Origin of the sequence: Longimicrobium sp. (assembly GCF_036399935.1) — a bacterium.
In the GTDB taxonomy this organism is placed as follows: domain Bacteria; phylum Gemmatimonadota; class Gemmatimonadetes; order Longimicrobiales; family Longimicrobiaceae; genus Longimicrobium.
The window spans coordinates 1-14,958 of record NZ_DASWMD010000010.1 but is presented as its reverse complement, the minus strand read 5'-3'; the positions used below and the strand labels follow the sequence as shown (position 1 = coordinate 14,958).

Here is a 14,958-nt window from a genome sequence, read left to right as displayed (position 1 = left end):
CGGAGCCGGCCAGCGGGTGGATCTCGACTGCAAACTACATCGTCGGCGTTGGCGGGCAACCACTTACAATCCATCCGCCACTCCTTGCACAAACCTCGTACGCGGCGGACGGCGGGTTGACGAGGGCGGGCGTGGAGTGCACGTTGTGCGGCTTGTTCAACCCCGGCTGAGCCGAAAACAAGGAGGAAACGACTTGAGCACGACAGCCGATTGCAGGCGGCCACTCTCCGGCGCCCTGCGAGTTCCCGCGCTGGTGGGCGCCCTGGCCCTGTTCGCCTGGGCCATGCCCGCCCGCGCCCAACAGGCCGACAGCGCCACCGTGGCCCCCGCCAGGGCCGAGGCCGCCGAGCCCATCAACCGCGACTTCTGGCGGTGGGTGCGCGACCGTGCGCGGCAGGTGCGCGAGATGAGCGGCGGGCCCTTCGCGTTCGCCATGCAGTTCCGCATCTCGCCCCAGCTGGCGCGCACCATCCACGACGCCGCCGAAAGCCAGGGGCTGGACCCGGAGCTGGGCTTTCGCCTGGTGCGGGCGGAGAGCGCGTTCAACCCACGCGCGCGCAGCCACGCCGGCGCGCTGGGCTACACGCAGCTGATGCCGTCGACGGCGCGCTGGCTGGACCGGCGCATGACGACGCGCGAGCGCATCCTGGAGCCCGAGCCCAACCTGCGCGTGGGCTTCGGCTACCTTCGCCGTCTGATCGACAAGTACGATGGAGACGTGCGCCTGGCGCTGCTGGCGTACAACCGGGGCGAGGGCGCCGTCGACCGCGACCTGCGCTCGGGCCGCAACCCGGAGAACGGGTACACGCGGCGCGTCCTGGGCATGGGGCGGGACCGGTACCGGGGTCCGGGGCGGCGGTAGGTCGCAGGGAAGTGCGTTAGTGCGTTAGTGCGTTAGTGCGGAGGGGATGGAACTTCGATCGCGGGCTCGATGGGCTGCCGCTCACGCCGCGGGAGCCCCCTCTCCCCGGCCCTCTCCCCCGCTTCGCAGGGGAAAGGGAGAATTCGATCGCGCGCCGGCAGGTGCGGCGCGCGTGCAGGTGAAGCCCCGAACGGGACGCGCCAGCGGCCCGGGTCGGGGCTTTCCGCTGTTCCAGCCGCGGGTTCACCCGCCCTCTGGCTCCCCCGCCTCTGATTCACCCGCCCCTCGTCGGGGACACGCTCTCATCCCGGCAGGTTCATCCGCTCACACTGGGCGGCGCACCGGCTGCGAGTACTGCCGTTCGCGCGAACTCTCCGAAACGAGCGCCGACATCCACGCCGCGGTCACCGGGTCGTCGGGTAAAGCCAGCAGGTCGCGCGAGGTGCCGGTCGCCGGGCGAGGCCCGCCGCGCTGCGGGTCCAGTGTGCGGGCCACGCCGCGGCGAAGGAGCAGGTCGCATCCTTCGTCGATGCGGGCCAGGGCCGCGTCGGCGTCCTCCGCGGCGGGAACGGGGCGGGGAATGCGGGCGCCGAACAGCCCGTCGGCGATGGTCGCCTCCACGGCCATGGCCAGGGGCAGCCGGCCCGACGTGGCAAAGGCGCGCACGTCCGCCGTCAACGCGCGCAGGTCGGCGGGGTCGTCGGCGGCCACCAGTTCGGTGGAGAGCGCGAACACGTGCTCCTCGCCGAACGGCAGCGCCCGGCCCATCACCACGCGTCCGGGAAGCGCCTCGCCGTTGGGGTCGCGGACCGCGATCTCCCGTCCGTTCGTCAGCGACCGCGCGAGCGCCGTCTCGTGCCCCGTGCTCCGGAACACGTGCCACGCGTCCGCCTCCGAATCCACCAGCGCCCGCGCCGCCCTCCGCCGCGCGGGCGTCCATCCCTCCGCGTCGGCCGAGGCGAGCAGCGAGGCCAGGATCGGCTCGCCCAGGCCGAGGGTGCGGCGGTCGGCGAACACCCACTCCATCCGCCGCGTCACGGAGCGCTCCCCGCGCTCGCTCTCCAGGTCGGCATCGGCGGCCCAGCGCTCGCTGAACCAGTACGACGCTTCCACCTCCAGCTCCAGCAGCTCGTCGTGCGACGCCCACCCTTCGACGCCGTGCAGCACCCGCTCGGCCGTGCGCGCCAGCGCCTCGGCGGGGTGCAGCGCGCGGGTGCCCAGCACCAGCTGGTATTCCGGGTGCGCCAGCAACATCAGCGCGTGCTCGTGCCGCTCCAGCGCCGCCTCTCGCAGCCACTCGTCGGCCAGCGGCAGCGGGGGATCGTCGATGGAGGGCATCAGCTCGGCCGCGCTGGCCGGAATCATCCGCCGCACCCGCTCGATCAGCCGCTCCAACTCCCGCGCGGACGTGGCCAGGCTCGCGGCCGGCGCCGCATCGGCGGTACCCAGCGCGTGCGCCACGATCTGGCGGGCAAGTGAGGCCGCACCCCGTACGATGTGCTCCGACGGGTCTTCGCCGTCGGCGGCCAGGGTGCCCAGCGCGGCGCCCCCGGCCGCGGCGGCCAGCACGCGGACGGCGTACGCGGCGTCCGGGGCCAGGGCAATCAGCCGCGCTCCGGCGGGGAGCGCGCGCGTGGGCCTGGATAGCACGGAGGCGGTCATCGGCACCTTGGCTTGCTGGTGGCTGGCGACGTGTACATCGTCCACATCGCCGCGAATGCAACATCTTCGCCATCCGTTCGGGAAACGGCAGTTGTTGGCGCTGAGACGTGACGCATCACCCGCGCCACAACATGCGGGCATCCCCCAACCGGGCATCTACCACCTGTTGCGCTCGGCAGCGATGGAAGGCCCACGATGTCATCCCGATGGAGCGGCCAAACCGTACTCGCCCGAACACCGAACTTCGCAGCGACTGAGGGATCCGCCACACAGCCATCGAAGCGGACGCAAGCTTCGGCGTGCACCGTGGCTCCCGTGAGCGGTGGCAGCGAGAAGTGGGGTGCTCGGGCGGGCGCCCCCCATCCCCAGCCCTTCCCCCGCAAACTGCCGCGGGGGAAGGGAGCGAGTGCCGTGCGCTTCGGCGAATGCCGTGGTAATCAACGTGTCGTTTGGCGCAACACTCTTGGATCTTCGCCCAGGACGCGGGTCCACACCGAGCTAGCGCCTCTCTCCCGCGCAGTTTGCGGGGGAGAGGTTGGGAGAGGGGGGCGCCACGGGCGCGCGCCCGATTCAGCCGGATCCCAGCCGAACCTCTCCCTCTCCGCACAGCGGTATCGTGCGGAGAGAGGCCGGGCGTGGGCCTGCAGCCTTGCCCGACAGTGCTCCCGCGCGCAGACTCCTTCCTCGCACTCGCCGCCATCCACTCGAACGATCCATCGCATGACCGCCCGCCGTCTCACGATCGCGCTCGCCGCGCTGACGATCGCCGCCGCCCCGGCTTCCACCGAGGCGCAATCCGAGCCCCCGCTCGGCACGCTGCGCGAGCAGGCGCAGACCCGGCAGGAGTGGCTGCGTCTGCGGCTGGAAAGAGTGCTGCCGCGGCTGATGCGCCAGGAAGGCGTGTCGATGTGGATCGTCCCCGTCCGCGAGTACAACGAAGACCCGGTGTTCTGGTCGCTCGTCTCGCCCACGACGATGGCGGCCCGTCGGCGGACGATCTACGTGTTCTGCGATCACGGGGCGGAGCGCGGGGTGGACCGCATCGCCATCGGCGGATCGCCGCAGGGCGGGCTGTACCGCGTGGTGCGCGACCCGCAGGCCGCGATGGGTACGGCCGGGCCCACCGTGCGCCCCGCCGAACCCTACGGCGCCGACCAGTGGCGGCTTCTGCCTCCGCTGGTGGACGCGTGCGACCCGGCGACCATCGCCGTGAACATCTCGCACACGCACGCCTTTTCCGACGGCCTCACCGCCGGCGAATGGGAGCAGCTGCGCGAGGCGCTCCCCCCGCGCTACCGTGAGCGCGTGGTCCGGCGTGAGATGCTGGCCCTGCGCTACATCGAGGAGCGGCTTCCGGAGATGATGCCGTCGTACGTGCGGATGCAGCAGGTGGCGCACGACATCATCCGCACCGCGTTCTCCAGCCAGGTGGTCAAGCCGGGCGAAACGCGCACGCAGGATGTCGTCTGGTGGATGCGGCAGCGGCTGTCGGAGCTGGGGCTGGGGACGTGGTTCCAGCCGTCGGTGACGGTGCAAAGGGCGGGCGTGGAGATGGGCGACTCGGCAGACCCGGTGATTCGCCGGGGTGACGTGCTGCACACCGACTTCGGCCTGACGGCGCTGGGGCTGAACACCGACACGCAGCACATGGGCTACGTGCTTCGCGAGGGCGAAACCGACGCGCCCGCCGGGCTGTACGCGGCGCTGCGCCGCGCCAACCGCCTGCAGGACCTGCTGCTGGAGGAGATGCGCCCCGGTGCCACGGGCAACGCGGTGCTCCGGGCCACGCGCGAGCGGATGCGGCGCGAGGGGATCGACGGGACCGTGTACACGCACCCCGTCGGCGACCACGGCCACGGCGCGGGGCCGCTGATCGGGCTGTGGGACCGGCAGGAGGGTGTTGAGGGGCGCGGCGAGGTGACGCTTGTGCCGAACAGCTGGTTCTCCATCGAACTGCAGGCGACCACGCCGGTCGCGGAGTGGGGCGGCCAGCCGGTGCGGATGGCGCTCGAGGAAGAAGCCTGGATCGACGCCGACGGCACCCGCCGATGGGTGCTCGCCCGCCAGGAGCGTTTCCACCTGGTCAGGTGAGAAGCCAGGCGGAGGGCGGGGAGCACGAGTCGAGGCGCACCGGTTCCAAGGTCCGGTGCCGTGAGCGGGGTGCCGTGAGCGGGTGAACCCGCCGCTGGGACAGCGGTAAGCCCCGGCTCGGGCCGCTGTCGCGTCCCGCCCGGGGCTTCACCCGCACGCGCGCCGCACCTGCCCAAGCGCACGATGTCATCCCGATGGAGCGGCCACCCGCGCCGTCCCTCACGCCGAAGCCAGGCAGCGACTGAGGGATCCGCCACACAGCAGGGTGCCCGCTCCACGGAGTCGGACGCATCGATCCCATCACTTCTCGCCATGGCGAGAGCCGTGAACAGCGGTCATGGTGACGGGAGAACCTCGGTGCGACCGCCGAAATGTGTGGCGGATCCCTCAGTCGCTGCGGTCGCCGGTGTACGGGCAGGCTCACCGTGGCCGCTCCATCGGGATGACATCGGCTGCGGCCGAAGCTACCGAACCGCAGTCGAAATCTCCCCCTCCCCTGCGCAGCGGGGGACGGGGGCCGGGGGGAGGGGGCTCCCGCAGCATGCGCCGAAGCCAGTCGAACCCCGCTCGAAGTTCTCCTCTCTCCCGCGCAGTTTGCGGGGGAGAGGCCGGGGGAGGGGGCTCCCGCAGCATGCGCCGAAGCCAGTCGAACCCCAGCCGAAGTTCTCCCCTCTCCCGGCGCAGTTTGCCGGGGGAGGGGCCACCCCCGCCCGCGAAACCGGCAGTCGAACCCCGACCGAAGTCCCCTTCGCCCATCACACGGAACCCGATGAACTTCCATCCCCTCCGCCTCCGAGCGACCCTCCCTCTCCTGACGGCCCTGTCGATTGCCGGCTGTGTGCGCGCCGCCCCGTCAGCGGCTGTATTCCGCGACGACGCAGCGGTCGCTGAACTGGTCCGGCTTCACGACCAATATCGGGTGCCGGCGCTCACGGCCCGCCAGTTCACTCACCGGGAGCTCTGGAACGCGCTCGGCACGGTCGTGGACGCTCCCGGTGGCCCCGAGCGCGAGGAGGTCGGCCGCTCGGCCGAGGGGCGGCCAATCTACACCGTCAGCTACGGGCGCGGCGCCACCCGCGTCCTCCTCTGGTCGCAGATGCACGGCAACGAGTCCACCGCCTCGATGGCTCTGGCCGACCTGTTCCGCTTCCTGGCCGCCGCGCCCGACGACCCGCGCGCCCGCCGCATCGCGGAGCGCCTGACGATCGTCGCCGTGCCGATGCTGAACCCGGATGGTGCCGAGCGCTTTCAGCGGCGGAACGCGATGGGCATCGACGTGAACCGCGACGCCCGCGCGCTCGTCACCCCGGAAGCGCGCATCCTCCGCGCGGTGCACCAGCGCTTCCGGCCCGAGTTCGGCTTCAACCTCCACGACCAGGACGTCCGCGCCCGCGTGGGAAGCAGCGACAGGCTGGCGGCCATCGCGCTGCTCGCGCCTCCTTTCGATCGTGCGGGTGACGACAACCCGGTGCGGATGCGGGCCAAGCGCATCGCCGCGGTCATCCGCGTCGCGGCCGAGCCCCTCGTCGCGGGCCACGTCACCCGCTACGACGACACCTTCAACCCGCGGGCGTTCGGCGACCTGATGCAGAGCTGGGGAACGAGCACCGTGCTGATCGAGTCCGGCGGATGGAGGGACGATCCGGAGAAGCAGTACCTGCGCAAGGTGAACTTCGTGGCGCTGGTGAGCGCGCTGGACGCCATCGCCACGGAGTCGTACACGGCCGCGGATCCTGCGCTGTACGAGGAGCTTCCGGAGAACGGGCGATCGGTGAACGACCTGCTGGTGCGCGGCGCCACCATCGTGCTGCCGGGCATCGAGCCGTACCGGGCCGACCTGTCCATCAACTTCGCCGATGCCCTGGCGCACCGGGATGGCCGCATCACGGAAATCGGGGACCTGGCGGAAGCCGCGGCGCGCGACACCATCGACGCGACGGGGCTGTACCTGCACCCCGCGCCCGCGATGCTGTCGCAGGAAGGCCCGGCTGCGCCAGTGCTGACGGTGGACAGCCCCGCCATTTTCGTGCTGCGCCGCACTCCCGACCGTGCGAGCGAGGGGGTGTGGAGCGTGGGGGCGAGCGGCTACCGCAGAACTCCGGATTGAGGCCGAAACGAAAAACCGGGCGCGCCCGCAGGCCGCCCGGTTCTCGATCACTAACGCACTAAACGCACTAACGCACTAACGCACTAACGCACTAACACTAACGCACTCCCCTAGGCCGCAATCGGATTCGGCAAAATCCCCGCCGCCGCCAGCGCGTCGGCCAGTCGCCCGCGGTCGCGGTTGCGCAGCGGCTGGATGGGCGGGCGCGGCGCCCCGCCGCGCATTCCCATGGAGTCCAGCGCCGCCTTCATCCCCGGAATCCCCAGGTCGCCCACCACCACCTTGTGCAGCGGGGCGATGCGCTCCTGCAGGCGCCCCGCCTCGCCGAACCGCTCCTCGCCAAAGGCGCGCACCAGCGCCGCGCACTCGTGGGGAAGCAGGAGCGAGACGGCCAGGATGCCGCCCACCGCGCCCATCTCCAACGCCGCGTACATGATGGCGCCGCTCCCCGACAGCACGTCGCACCCGCCGCGGCAGGCGTCGGCCAGGTCGCCCAGCGTGCGCAGGTCGCCCGACGAGTCCTTGATGCCGATGATGTTGGGGTGCTTGGCCAGCTCGTGGACCAGCCCCGGTTCCAGCTCCATGCCGCTGAACTTGGGCGGCACCTGGTACAGGATCACGGGAACGGGAGCCGCCTCGGCCACGGCCAGGTAGTGGTCGCGCAGGGCGGCCGGCGTAAGCAGGGGCTTGTAGAAGGTGGGCGGCTGCACCAGCACCGCGTCGGCCCCGGCCGCGGCCACGGCGTGCGTCTGCCGGATGGCGGAACGGGTGCTCTCCGCGCCCGTGCCCGCCAGCAGCAGCCGGCCGCCATCCACCACCTCGCGGGTGGCCGCCGTCAGCCTCACCTTCTCTTCCTCGTCCAGCAGCACGCCCTCGCCGGTGGACCCGAACAGCACCACGCCGCTCAGCGGCGCCTCCATCCAGCGCCGCAGGTTGGCGCGCATGGAGATCACGTCCACGTCGCCGGTCACGGGATCGAAGGGCGTGGTGGCCGGGGCGAAGACGCCGCTCAGCTCCATGCGGCCCCCGCGGAGTGCGGCTCGGGGGCCAGCCCCGGCAGCGCGCCCGTGCTCACGCCGTCGCCGTACAGGGGAATGCGCAGGGTGAACGTGGTGCCCTCGCCCAGCGCCGACTCCACCTCCAGGCGCCCGGCGTGGGCCTCCGCGATCTCGCGGCAAATGGCCAGCCCCAGCCCCATTCCCTTCCCTTTCGTGCTGACGAACGGCTGAAAGATCTGGTCCAGCTTTTCCGGGGCGATCCCCGGCCCGTTGTCGGAAACCCGCACCACGGCGGTGCCCCCCTCGCGGTCCACCGAGATGGCCAAGCGGGCGTCGTCCTGCGCCGCCATGGCCTCCGCCGCGTTGCGCACGAGGTTGTCGAGCGCCTGGCGAACGTAGTACGGGTCCGCCAGCACCACGGCGGGCGACACCCGGGAAACGTCCACCCGCATTCCCGTTCCGCCCGACTCGTAGCCCGCCACCTGCCGGACCAGCTGGTGAAGCTCCATCGGCTGGCGGTTCATGGCCCGCTGCGCGCCCGAGGCGTACACCGACAGCTCGTCGAGCATGGCCACCAGCCGCTGCGACTCGCCGATGATGGCCTCGGCCACCTCGCGCCGCTGCAGGGGGTCGGCCACCATGCGCTCGTTCTGCAGCAGGTCGGCGTGCAGCACGATGGTCTGCAGCGGGTTCTTGATCTGGTGAAGGATGCGCGCCGTGGCGGTGCCCATGGCCGCCAGCTTCTCCTCTTCCGCGCGCTGGCGGTCGGAGCGGCGCAGCAGGGTGACGATGACGCCGGCCGCGAACAGCACCACGCTGGCCACCACCACCACGCTCACCACGAAGAGCAGGCGGTTGTCGGGCACCGCCAATCCCGTCTGGGCCAGGGTCATGCGATGCGGCGCACGGACAGGCGTTCAGCCACGGCTGTCGGCCCGGCGCGTATCGGGAATGCGCGACACGATGAACGAAACCGTTTCGCCCTTTTCCTCGCCCTCGGGGACGATGGTTTCCACGATGATGCGGCGGACGACGCCGCGGTCGTCGCGCAGGTTCACCTCGAACTCGATGCCCAGCTCGGGCGCGGCGATGTGCGTCCGCACGCGCGGGCCGGGGTCGGCCAGCGGCGTCTCGGAGTTGCGCAGCAGGATCTTGGTGGACTGGCGCCCGCTGTCCAGCCCGCGGGCCACCTTCACCTGATGGAACCAGTCCGGCTGGTAGCCGATGATGTACCGGCGTCCGTGCTGGTCCTCTCCTTCGCCTTCGCGGTTGTGGCGTGCCATCCGGACCTCCGGTAAGGCGTGCACTTTGGGTGCTACTCCCCGGGTGGAGAATTTCCGTTTTTGTGGCGTGCTCGTCAAGGGAAACGGCAACCGGAGCGCCGCCCGGCTCTCACCCGAGCGGCACGGGCACCGGCACCCACGCCAGAACGAACAACACGAAGCACGCCCACGCCACCGCGCGGCGCGGCCCGTTCAGCCGGAACGACGCGTCCCACACGGGCGGGTGCGCCAGCCGCCCGCGCCCGATCAGCAGCACCAGCGCCGCCCACACCCACCATCCCGGGTACCACGCGCCCAACACCAGCAGCACCCCCACGGTCACGCGGCTGGCGGCGAGGTGAAGCCGCGGCGACAGGGCATAGGCCACGTGCCCGCCGTCCAGCTGGCTGACGGGAAACAGGTTGAGCGCGGTGAAGAACAGGCCGAACCACCCCGCCACCGCCAGGGGATGAAGGACGATGGTCTGCGCGTCGGCCAGGGGCGAGAGGGCGCGCAGGGCCCACAGCAGCGGCGACTCGCCCAGGGGAAGATGGCTGTCCGGGTACAGGGCGACGACGCGGGCGCCGCTGGGCGTCTTCTCGCCAAATCCCTGGCTGAACATGAGTCCCGCGGCGTAGACGGGAATGGAAAGGACGAAGCTGACGACGGGGCCGGCGGCGCCCACGTCCAGGAGCGCGGCGCGGTTGATCAGCGGCGAGCGCAGGCGGATGAACGCCCCGAAGGTGCCCAGGGGGCTCAGCACCCACGGCGCGGGGGCGAAGTACGGGGGCGAGGCATCCATCGCGTGGCGCCGGGCGAAAGCCCAGTGGCCCAGTTCGTGCGCGCCCAGAATGCACAGCAACGGAACGGAGAACCACAAGCCCGGCGCCAGCGCGAGCGGTGTGAATCGCGCAGGCACGGGAATCGCTTGCCCCGCGACGCTCGCGTTCGCCATCGCGAGCGGGTTGCCCGGGGTCATCCACGCGCCCGCGATGGTGGCGGTCAGCAGGGTGAGCGCCAGGAGCACCGCGTGAAGCCACCACCGCTCGCGAGGGCGGGGCGCCACCCGGCGAACCAGCGTCGCCTCCACTCCGTAGGGGCCGTCCTGCAGGTAGCGGGGCCCGGGCCAGCGGGCCAGCCAGTCGGAAACCTGCGGGTCATCCGCCGTAACGCCGGGGTGCAGGTATGCGTGAACCACCTGCTGGCCGTGCAGCTCCACCATTCGCCAGGGCGCGAACGGCCCCCAGTCGTCGGGCACTTTTTCCTTGACGCTCGTGTATACGGTGCTTAGGTTGGGGCCAACGTCCCCTGAAACAAAGCCTGCACAGACCCGGGCGCGGCGCGCCTCTCTTTTTCGCCTCCCCGCACATATCGCGGAACGATCCAGCGAACCCGGCAGCCGCACCATCGAGGCCGGGCCGTGCTGATACATTCGGAGCAGAACGTGGACATTAGCACCATCAAGACCAAGAGCATCGCCGAGCTGCACGAGATGGCGGAAGGGCTCAACATCTCCAACTATTCCGGCCTCCGCAAGCAGGACCTCATCTACCGCATCGAGCAGAACCTGCTCGACAGCGAGGTGGTGCTGCGGGGCGAGGGCGTGCTGGAGGTGCTTCCCGAGGGCTACGGTTTCCTGCGCTCGCAGGACTGGAACTACCTGTACGGGCCCGACGACATCTACGTTTCGCCCAGCCAGATCAAGCGCTTCGACCTTCGCACCGGCGACACGGTGATGGGGCAGGTGCGCCCGCCCAAGGAGGGCGAGCGCTACCTGGCGCTGCTGAAGGTGGAGCGGGTGAACGGCGACGAGCCCGACCGGGCCAAGCACCGCGTGGCCTTCGACAACCTGCGCCCGCGCTATCCGGACGACCGCATTCACCTGGAAACGGTGGGCGGCGACCTGTCGCTGCGGGTGATGGACCTGATCGCCCCCATCGGCAAGGGGCAGCGCGGCCTGATCGTGGCGCCCCCCAAGGCGGGCAAGACGATCCTGATGCAGAAGATCGCCAACGCCATCACCGAGAACCATCCCGAAGTTCACCTGATCGTGCTGCTGATCGACGAGCGGCCCGAAGAGGTGACCGACATGCAGGAAAACGTGAAGGCCGAGGTCATTTCCTCCACCTTCGACGAGCCCGCCGACCGCCACACGCAGGTGGCGGAGATGGTGCTGGAAAAGGCCAAGCGCCTGGTGGAGCACGGCCGCGACGTGGTGATCCTGCTGGACAGCATCACCCGCCTGGCCCGCGCGTACAACGTGGTGGTGCCGCACTCCGGCAAGATCCTGTCGGGCGGCGTGGACGCCAACGCGCTGCACAAGCCCAAGCGGTTCTTCGGCGCGGCGCGCAACATCGAGGAGGGGGGCAGCCTCACCATCATCGCCACGGCGCTGGTGGAAACGGGCAGCCGCATGGACGAGGTGATCTTCGAGGAGTTCAAGGGCACCGGCAACCTGGAGCTCGTGCTGGACCGGCACATCGCCGACAAGCGCATTTTCCCGGCGATCGACCTCAACCGCTCGGGCACCCGCCGCGAAGATCTGCTGCTCAACGAGCTGGAGCTTACGCGCGTGTACCTGCTGCGCAACTTCCTGTCGGACATGCCGCCGGCCGAAGCCATCGACTTCTTGCTGAGCCGCATGCGCAAGACCAAGGCGAACAAGGACTTCCTGGATTCCATGGCCCGCGGCGGCTGATGCCCCGCGCGGGCTCGCCCCTGCAAAGGCCGGCCTCCGTCGCGGGGGCCGGCCTTTCGCGTACGCCTGTTGCATTGCCTTGGCGACCGTCGTTGCCGTGGCTCCCGTCTTTCCCTGGTTCCTGAAATGCCGGACGATCCGAAGGAAGAAGGCCGCGAGGAGCGGGTGACCGTGCTGATCGACGCGAGCAACGTGGCGCACTCCACCGAGGGCGAGCACCCCCGGCTGGAGAACATCGCCATCGTGGTGCGCAAGCTCCGGGAAGAGGGGTACGAGCCCGTGGTGATGGCCGATGCCGCGCTCCGGCACCAGATCGACGACCGGGAGGGGTACGAGCGGCGGATCGAGGAGGGAAAGATCCGCCAGGCTCCCGCGGGCACCGACGCCGACTACTTCATCCTGGCGTTCGCGCGGGAGCTGGATGCCCTGATCGTGAGCAACGACCGCTTCCGCGACCGCGCCGAGGCCTTTCCCGAGGCCCACGAGCGGATGATCCGCTACATGATCGTCGCTGACGAGGTGGTGTTCGAACGCCGCAACAAGCCGCGCTGAGGGGCTTGGGACTGATGGACACCGACCCGACCGCGGAATCCTTTGCGGATGTCCTGGAAGCTGTCGCTGAGATGCAACGTGGCGAAGGCTCCCCCGCCGCGGCATCGCTGGCGCGGCTTCGCGAGAAACTTGGCGTCCAGCCGCCCCCCGGCGATCTGAGAAACTCCGGCCGTCCGGACAACGACGCACAATGACAACTTGTCCGGGTCGCCCGTGCCCGGTAGGTTGATGCTTCAGCCGCCCGCCCGGCGCGGCGCCCACGCAGGGTTCCCATCCCGAAGTTCCAACGCAGCACTCACTTGAGAGACATCGCGCTGTACCACGGCGACGGCCGCGGCTGGATCGAGGTCATCACCGGGGTGATGTTCAGCGGCAAGAGCGAGGAACTCATCCGGCGCGTCCGCCGGGCCCTCATCGCCAAGCGCAAGGTGCAGGTGTTCAAGTCGGCTCTGGACGACCGCTACGCCGGCATTCGCACCATCAGCTCGCACGCGGGCTCCGACGTGGAGGCCATCCCCGTGCAATCGTCGTTCGACGTAGCCAGCAAGGTGATGCCCGGCGTGCAGGTGGTGGGCATCGACGAGGTGCAGTTCCTGGACGAGGGGATCGTCGACGTGATCAGCGCGCTGGCCGATGGGGGCGTGCGGGTGATCGCGGCGGGGATCGACATGGATTTCCGCGGCGAGCCGTTCGGCCCCATGCCGCGCTTGCTGACTGTGGCGGAAACGGTGGACAAGCTGCACGCCATCTGCCTGATGTGCGGCAATCCCGCCACCCGGAACCAGCGCCTGGTGAACGGCGAGCCGGCTCCGTACGAGGGCCCCACCATCCAGGTGGGCGGCGACGAGGCATACGAGGCGCGCTGCCGCGGCTGCCACGAGGTGCCCAGCGCCCAGCGCTACCAGACGTCGCTGCTGGAACTGCTGGAAAGCACCCCCGACGATCCGGTGATCCTCACCCACGAAAGCCTGCAGCGCCGCGCCTGACCATCCGTGCGGACAGCAGAAGCGGCCCCGGCGCACACGCGCCGGGGCCGCTTTCTTCGCTCGACGGAATCAGCCGCCGGTGCCGCCGTGCATCTCGTGCCCGCTGACGACGTGGGTTTCGCCGACGTTCGGCTGCTGGCCGGTGAGGATGCCCTTCACCACCTCGAACAGCACCACCGGCCGCGGCGTGTTGCTCACCATGTAGACCACCGTGTCGGCGTCCACGGCGATCAGCGCCAGGCGCGGGTCGTCGGGCCCGCCGTCGCGGTCCGGGCCGTCGTCGGGGAACCACGCCTTCCAGTCGGGCTTGTACAGCTCGTGGATCTTTGCCCGGTCCGTCACCACCCGCGCCCGCCCGCTCACCGACACCCACTCGCGCGTGCGGTCGCGGTAGAACGACAGGTTCACGTGCGGGTCGGACTCCAACTCGTCCATCTTGTGGGTTTCGCCGTCGGTCACGAACCACAGGTCCGCCCCCTCCTGCCGCCCCTGCACCTGCATGGGCCGGGACACCAGATTTCCGTCGGGGCGGCGCGTGGTGAACATGGCGACCGAGATCCCGTCGATCAGTCCGAAGAGCTGGTCGAGCTTCTTTTCCGTCGGTGCGGGCGTGGCGTCGTGCGGCCCGCTGCTGAATTCCGGCATCTTCGACAGTCCATCGAGAGAAGGTTTGGCCAAGGTTGGGGCGGGACGCCGCCTGCGCAGGCCGCGTGCCGGGCGCCCGGCACCTTGCCGGCTCGGAGGGCGCAGGGCATCCTTCCCGCGGATTCGCCCCGTTCCCGACACCGACGACGATCTCTTGGCTCCCGCAACCACGCACCGCCTGCAGATCCTGGGCGCGGCCCTGCTGTTCTCCACGGGCGGCGCCGCCATCAAGGCTACCACCCTCACGTCGTGGCAGGTAGCGGGCGGGCGCTCCGTCATCGCCGCGGCCGCCATCTTTCTGCTCCTTCCGGCGGCCCGCCGGGGGTGGAGCTGGCACGTGCTCCCGGTGGGGGTCCTGTACGCCGCCACCCTCGTCCTGTTCGTCACCGCGAACAAGCTCACCACCGCCGCGAACGCCATCTTCCTGCAGGCGACGGCGCCGCTGTACATCCTGCTCCTGAGTCCGTTCCTCCTGGGCGAGCACGTGCGGCGGCGCGACCTGGTCCTGATGGCCCCGGTGGTGCTCGGGATGCTGCTCTTCTTCATCGGTGCCGACCAGCCCCTGCACACCGCTCCGGACCCGCCCCGAGGGAACGTTCTCGCGCTGCTCAGCGGCTTCACCTACGCGCTGATGCTGATGGGGCTCCGCTGGATGGGGAGCCGGGAGGGGGGGCAGGGCTCGACGCTTCCGACCGTGGTGGCGGGGAACCTGATCGCCTTCCTGGCCTGCCTCCCAGCCGCGTTGCCGGTAACGGGCGCGACCGGTGGCGACTGGCTGGCGGTCGGCTACCTGGGGATCTTCCAGATCGGCGCGGCGTACCTGCTTCTGACCGACGGCCTCCGGCACCTCCCCGCCCTGGAGGCCTCGCTGCTCCTGCTGCTGGAACCCGCGCTCAGCCCGGTGTGGGCCTGGCTTTCGCACGGCGAGCGGCCGGGCGCGTGGCCCATCGTAGGGGGCGTGCTGATCCTGGGCGCCACGCTGCTGAGGACGCTGGTCGATGCGCGGGCGGAGCGACGGGACCAGCCGCCCGCGGTGTGAGTGGGGAGGGGGGAAGTGCGTGAGTGCGCGAGTGCGTGAGTGCGTGAGTGCGTGAG

General features: G+C 70.5%; 14 protein-coding genes. 8 read left to right on the top strand and 6 right to left on the bottom strand.

Features of this window, described 5'->3' with window-relative positions; genetic code table 11:
• The first annotated feature begins 193 nt into the window (after nt 1-193).
• Nucleotides 194-862 (top strand): lytic transglycosylase domain-containing protein, encoded by a 669-nt coding sequence (locus VGB24_RS03700; protein WP_331071611.1) that lies wholly within the window; start codon nt 194-196, stop codon nt 860-862.
• A gap of 324 nt (nt 863-1,186) precedes the next feature.
• Here VGB24_RS03700 and VGB24_RS03695 read toward each other — a convergent pair whose 3' ends face one another.
• A complete protein-coding gene (locus tag VGB24_RS03695) occupies nt 1,187-2,524 on the bottom strand; it encodes a hypothetical protein (RefSeq protein WP_331071610.1) in 1,338 nt (445 codons plus the stop codon).
• A gap of 720 nt (nt 2,525-3,244) precedes the next feature.
• Here VGB24_RS03695 and VGB24_RS03690 point away from each other — a divergent pair.
• Together VGB24_RS03690 and VGB24_RS03685 are read left to right on the top strand one after the other, a co-directional pair.
• Nucleotides 3,245-4,615, top strand: coding sequence for a M24 family metallopeptidase (locus tag VGB24_RS03690; RefSeq protein ID WP_331071609.1), 1,371 nt, complete (start codon nt 3,245-3,247; stop codon nt 4,613-4,615).
• A 919-nt stretch (nt 4,616-5,534) separates the two neighbouring features.
• On the top strand, nt 5,535-6,722 hold the full coding sequence (locus VGB24_RS03685; RefSeq protein WP_331071608.1) for a M14 family zinc carboxypeptidase: 1,188 nt from the start codon (nt 5,535-5,537) through the stop codon (nt 6,720-6,722).
• 110 nt (nt 6,723-6,832) lie between these two features.
• Here the strand turns inward: VGB24_RS03685 and VGB24_RS03680 are convergent, their stop codons facing one another.
• From VGB24_RS03680 to VGB24_RS03665, 4 genes are all read right to left on the bottom strand, one after another.
• Nucleotides 6,833-7,741 carry a dihydrodipicolinate synthase family protein gene (locus VGB24_RS03680; protein ID WP_331071607.1) on the bottom strand — a complete coding sequence of 303 codons (909 nt, stop codon included), beginning with the start codon at nt 7,739-7,741 and terminating at the stop codon, nt 6,833-6,835.
• Entirely contained in the window at nt 7,732-8,613 is an 882-nt protein-coding gene (locus VGB24_RS03675) for a HAMP domain-containing sensor histidine kinase (protein ID WP_331071606.1), read from the bottom strand. Before VGB24_RS03675 ends, VGB24_RS03680 begins: the two co-directional genes overlap by 10 nt.
• A 24-nt stretch (nt 8,614-8,637) precedes the next feature.
• The gene (locus VGB24_RS03670) at nt 8,638-9,003 is read right to left on the bottom strand and encodes a hypothetical protein (protein WP_331071605.1); all 366 of its coding nucleotides are present in this window, start codon (nt 9,001-9,003) and stop codon (nt 8,638-8,640) included.
• A 109-nt stretch (nt 9,004-9,112) separates the two neighbouring features.
• Complete coding sequence (locus VGB24_RS03665; protein ID WP_331071604.1) at nt 9,113-10,240, bottom strand: site-2 protease family protein; 1,128 nt, start codon at nt 10,238-10,240, stop codon at nt 9,113-9,115.
• 186 nt (nt 10,241-10,426) lie between these two features.
• On the opposite strand from VGB24_RS03665, the gene rho reads away from it, so the two are divergent.
• The 4 genes from rho (at nt 10,427) to VGB24_RS03645 (ending at nt 13,218) form a co-directional block, all read left to right on the top strand.
• Nucleotides 10,427-11,680 carry a transcription termination factor Rho gene (gene rho / locus VGB24_RS03660; RefSeq protein WP_331021123.1) on the top strand — a complete coding sequence of 418 codons (1,254 nt, stop codon included), beginning with the start codon at nt 10,427-10,429 and terminating at the stop codon, nt 11,678-11,680.
• A gap of 126 nt (nt 11,681-11,806) precedes the next feature.
• Complete coding sequence (locus tag VGB24_RS03655) at nt 11,807-12,232, top strand: NYN domain-containing protein (protein WP_331071603.1); 426 nt, start codon at nt 11,807-11,809, stop codon at nt 12,230-12,232.
• Nucleotides 12,233-12,246: 14 nt separating this feature from the next.
• Complete coding sequence (locus VGB24_RS03650; RefSeq protein WP_331071602.1) at nt 12,247-12,426, top strand: hypothetical protein; 180 nt, start codon at nt 12,247-12,249, stop codon at nt 12,424-12,426.
• Nucleotides 12,427-12,546: 120 nt separating this feature from the next.
• Nucleotides 12,547-13,218 (top strand): thymidine kinase, encoded by a 672-nt coding sequence (locus tag VGB24_RS03645; protein ID WP_349263889.1) that lies wholly within the window; start codon nt 12,547-12,549, stop codon nt 13,216-13,218.
• 69 nt (nt 13,219-13,287) lie between these two features.
• On the opposite strand, the gene VGB24_RS03640 is transcribed toward VGB24_RS03645, so the two are convergent.
• Nucleotides 13,288-13,863 carry a pyridoxamine 5'-phosphate oxidase family protein gene (locus VGB24_RS03640; protein WP_331071600.1) on the bottom strand — a complete coding sequence of 192 codons (576 nt, stop codon included), beginning with the start codon at nt 13,861-13,863 and terminating at the stop codon, nt 13,288-13,290.
• Between the two features lie 154 nt (nt 13,864-14,017).
• On the opposite strand from VGB24_RS03640, the gene VGB24_RS03635 reads away from it, so the two are divergent.
• On the top strand, nt 14,018-14,902 hold the full coding sequence (locus tag VGB24_RS03635) for a DMT family transporter (protein ID WP_331071599.1): 885 nt from the start codon (nt 14,018-14,020) through the stop codon (nt 14,900-14,902).
• Nucleotides 14,903-14,958: the final 56 nt, after the last annotated feature.

What these genes read in the sequence shown, in the direction of transcription:
- VGB24_RS03690 (WP_331071609.1), top strand. Translation starts at nt 3,245, where the DNA reads ATGACCGCCCGCCGTCTCACGATCGCGCTCGCCGCGCTGACGATCGCC.
- VGB24_RS03680 (WP_331071607.1), bottom strand. Translation starts at nt 7,741, where the DNA reads ATGGAGCTGAGCGGCGTCTTCGCCCCGGCCACCACGCCCTTCGATCCC.
- VGB24_RS03695 (WP_331071610.1), bottom strand. Translation starts at nt 2,524, where the DNA reads ATGACCGCCTCCGTGCTATCCAGGCCCACGCGCGCGCTCCCCGCCGGA.
- VGB24_RS03670 (WP_331071605.1), bottom strand. Translation starts at nt 9,003, where the DNA reads ATGGCACGCCACAACCGCGAAGGCGAAGGAGAGGACCAGCACGGACGC.
- VGB24_RS03640 (WP_331071600.1), bottom strand. Translation starts at nt 13,863, where the DNA reads ATGCCGGAATTCAGCAGCGGGCCGCACGACGCCACGCCCGCACCGACG.
- VGB24_RS03675 (WP_331071606.1), bottom strand. Translation starts at nt 8,613, where the DNA reads ATGACCCTGGCCCAGACGGGATTGGCGGTGCCCGACAACCGCCTGCTC.
- VGB24_RS03650 (WP_331071602.1), top strand. Translation starts at nt 12,247, where the DNA reads ATGGACACCGACCCGACCGCGGAATCCTTTGCGGATGTCCTGGAAGCT.
- VGB24_RS03655 (WP_331071603.1), top strand. Translation starts at nt 11,807, where the DNA reads ATGCCGGACGATCCGAAGGAAGAAGGCCGCGAGGAGCGGGTGACCGTG.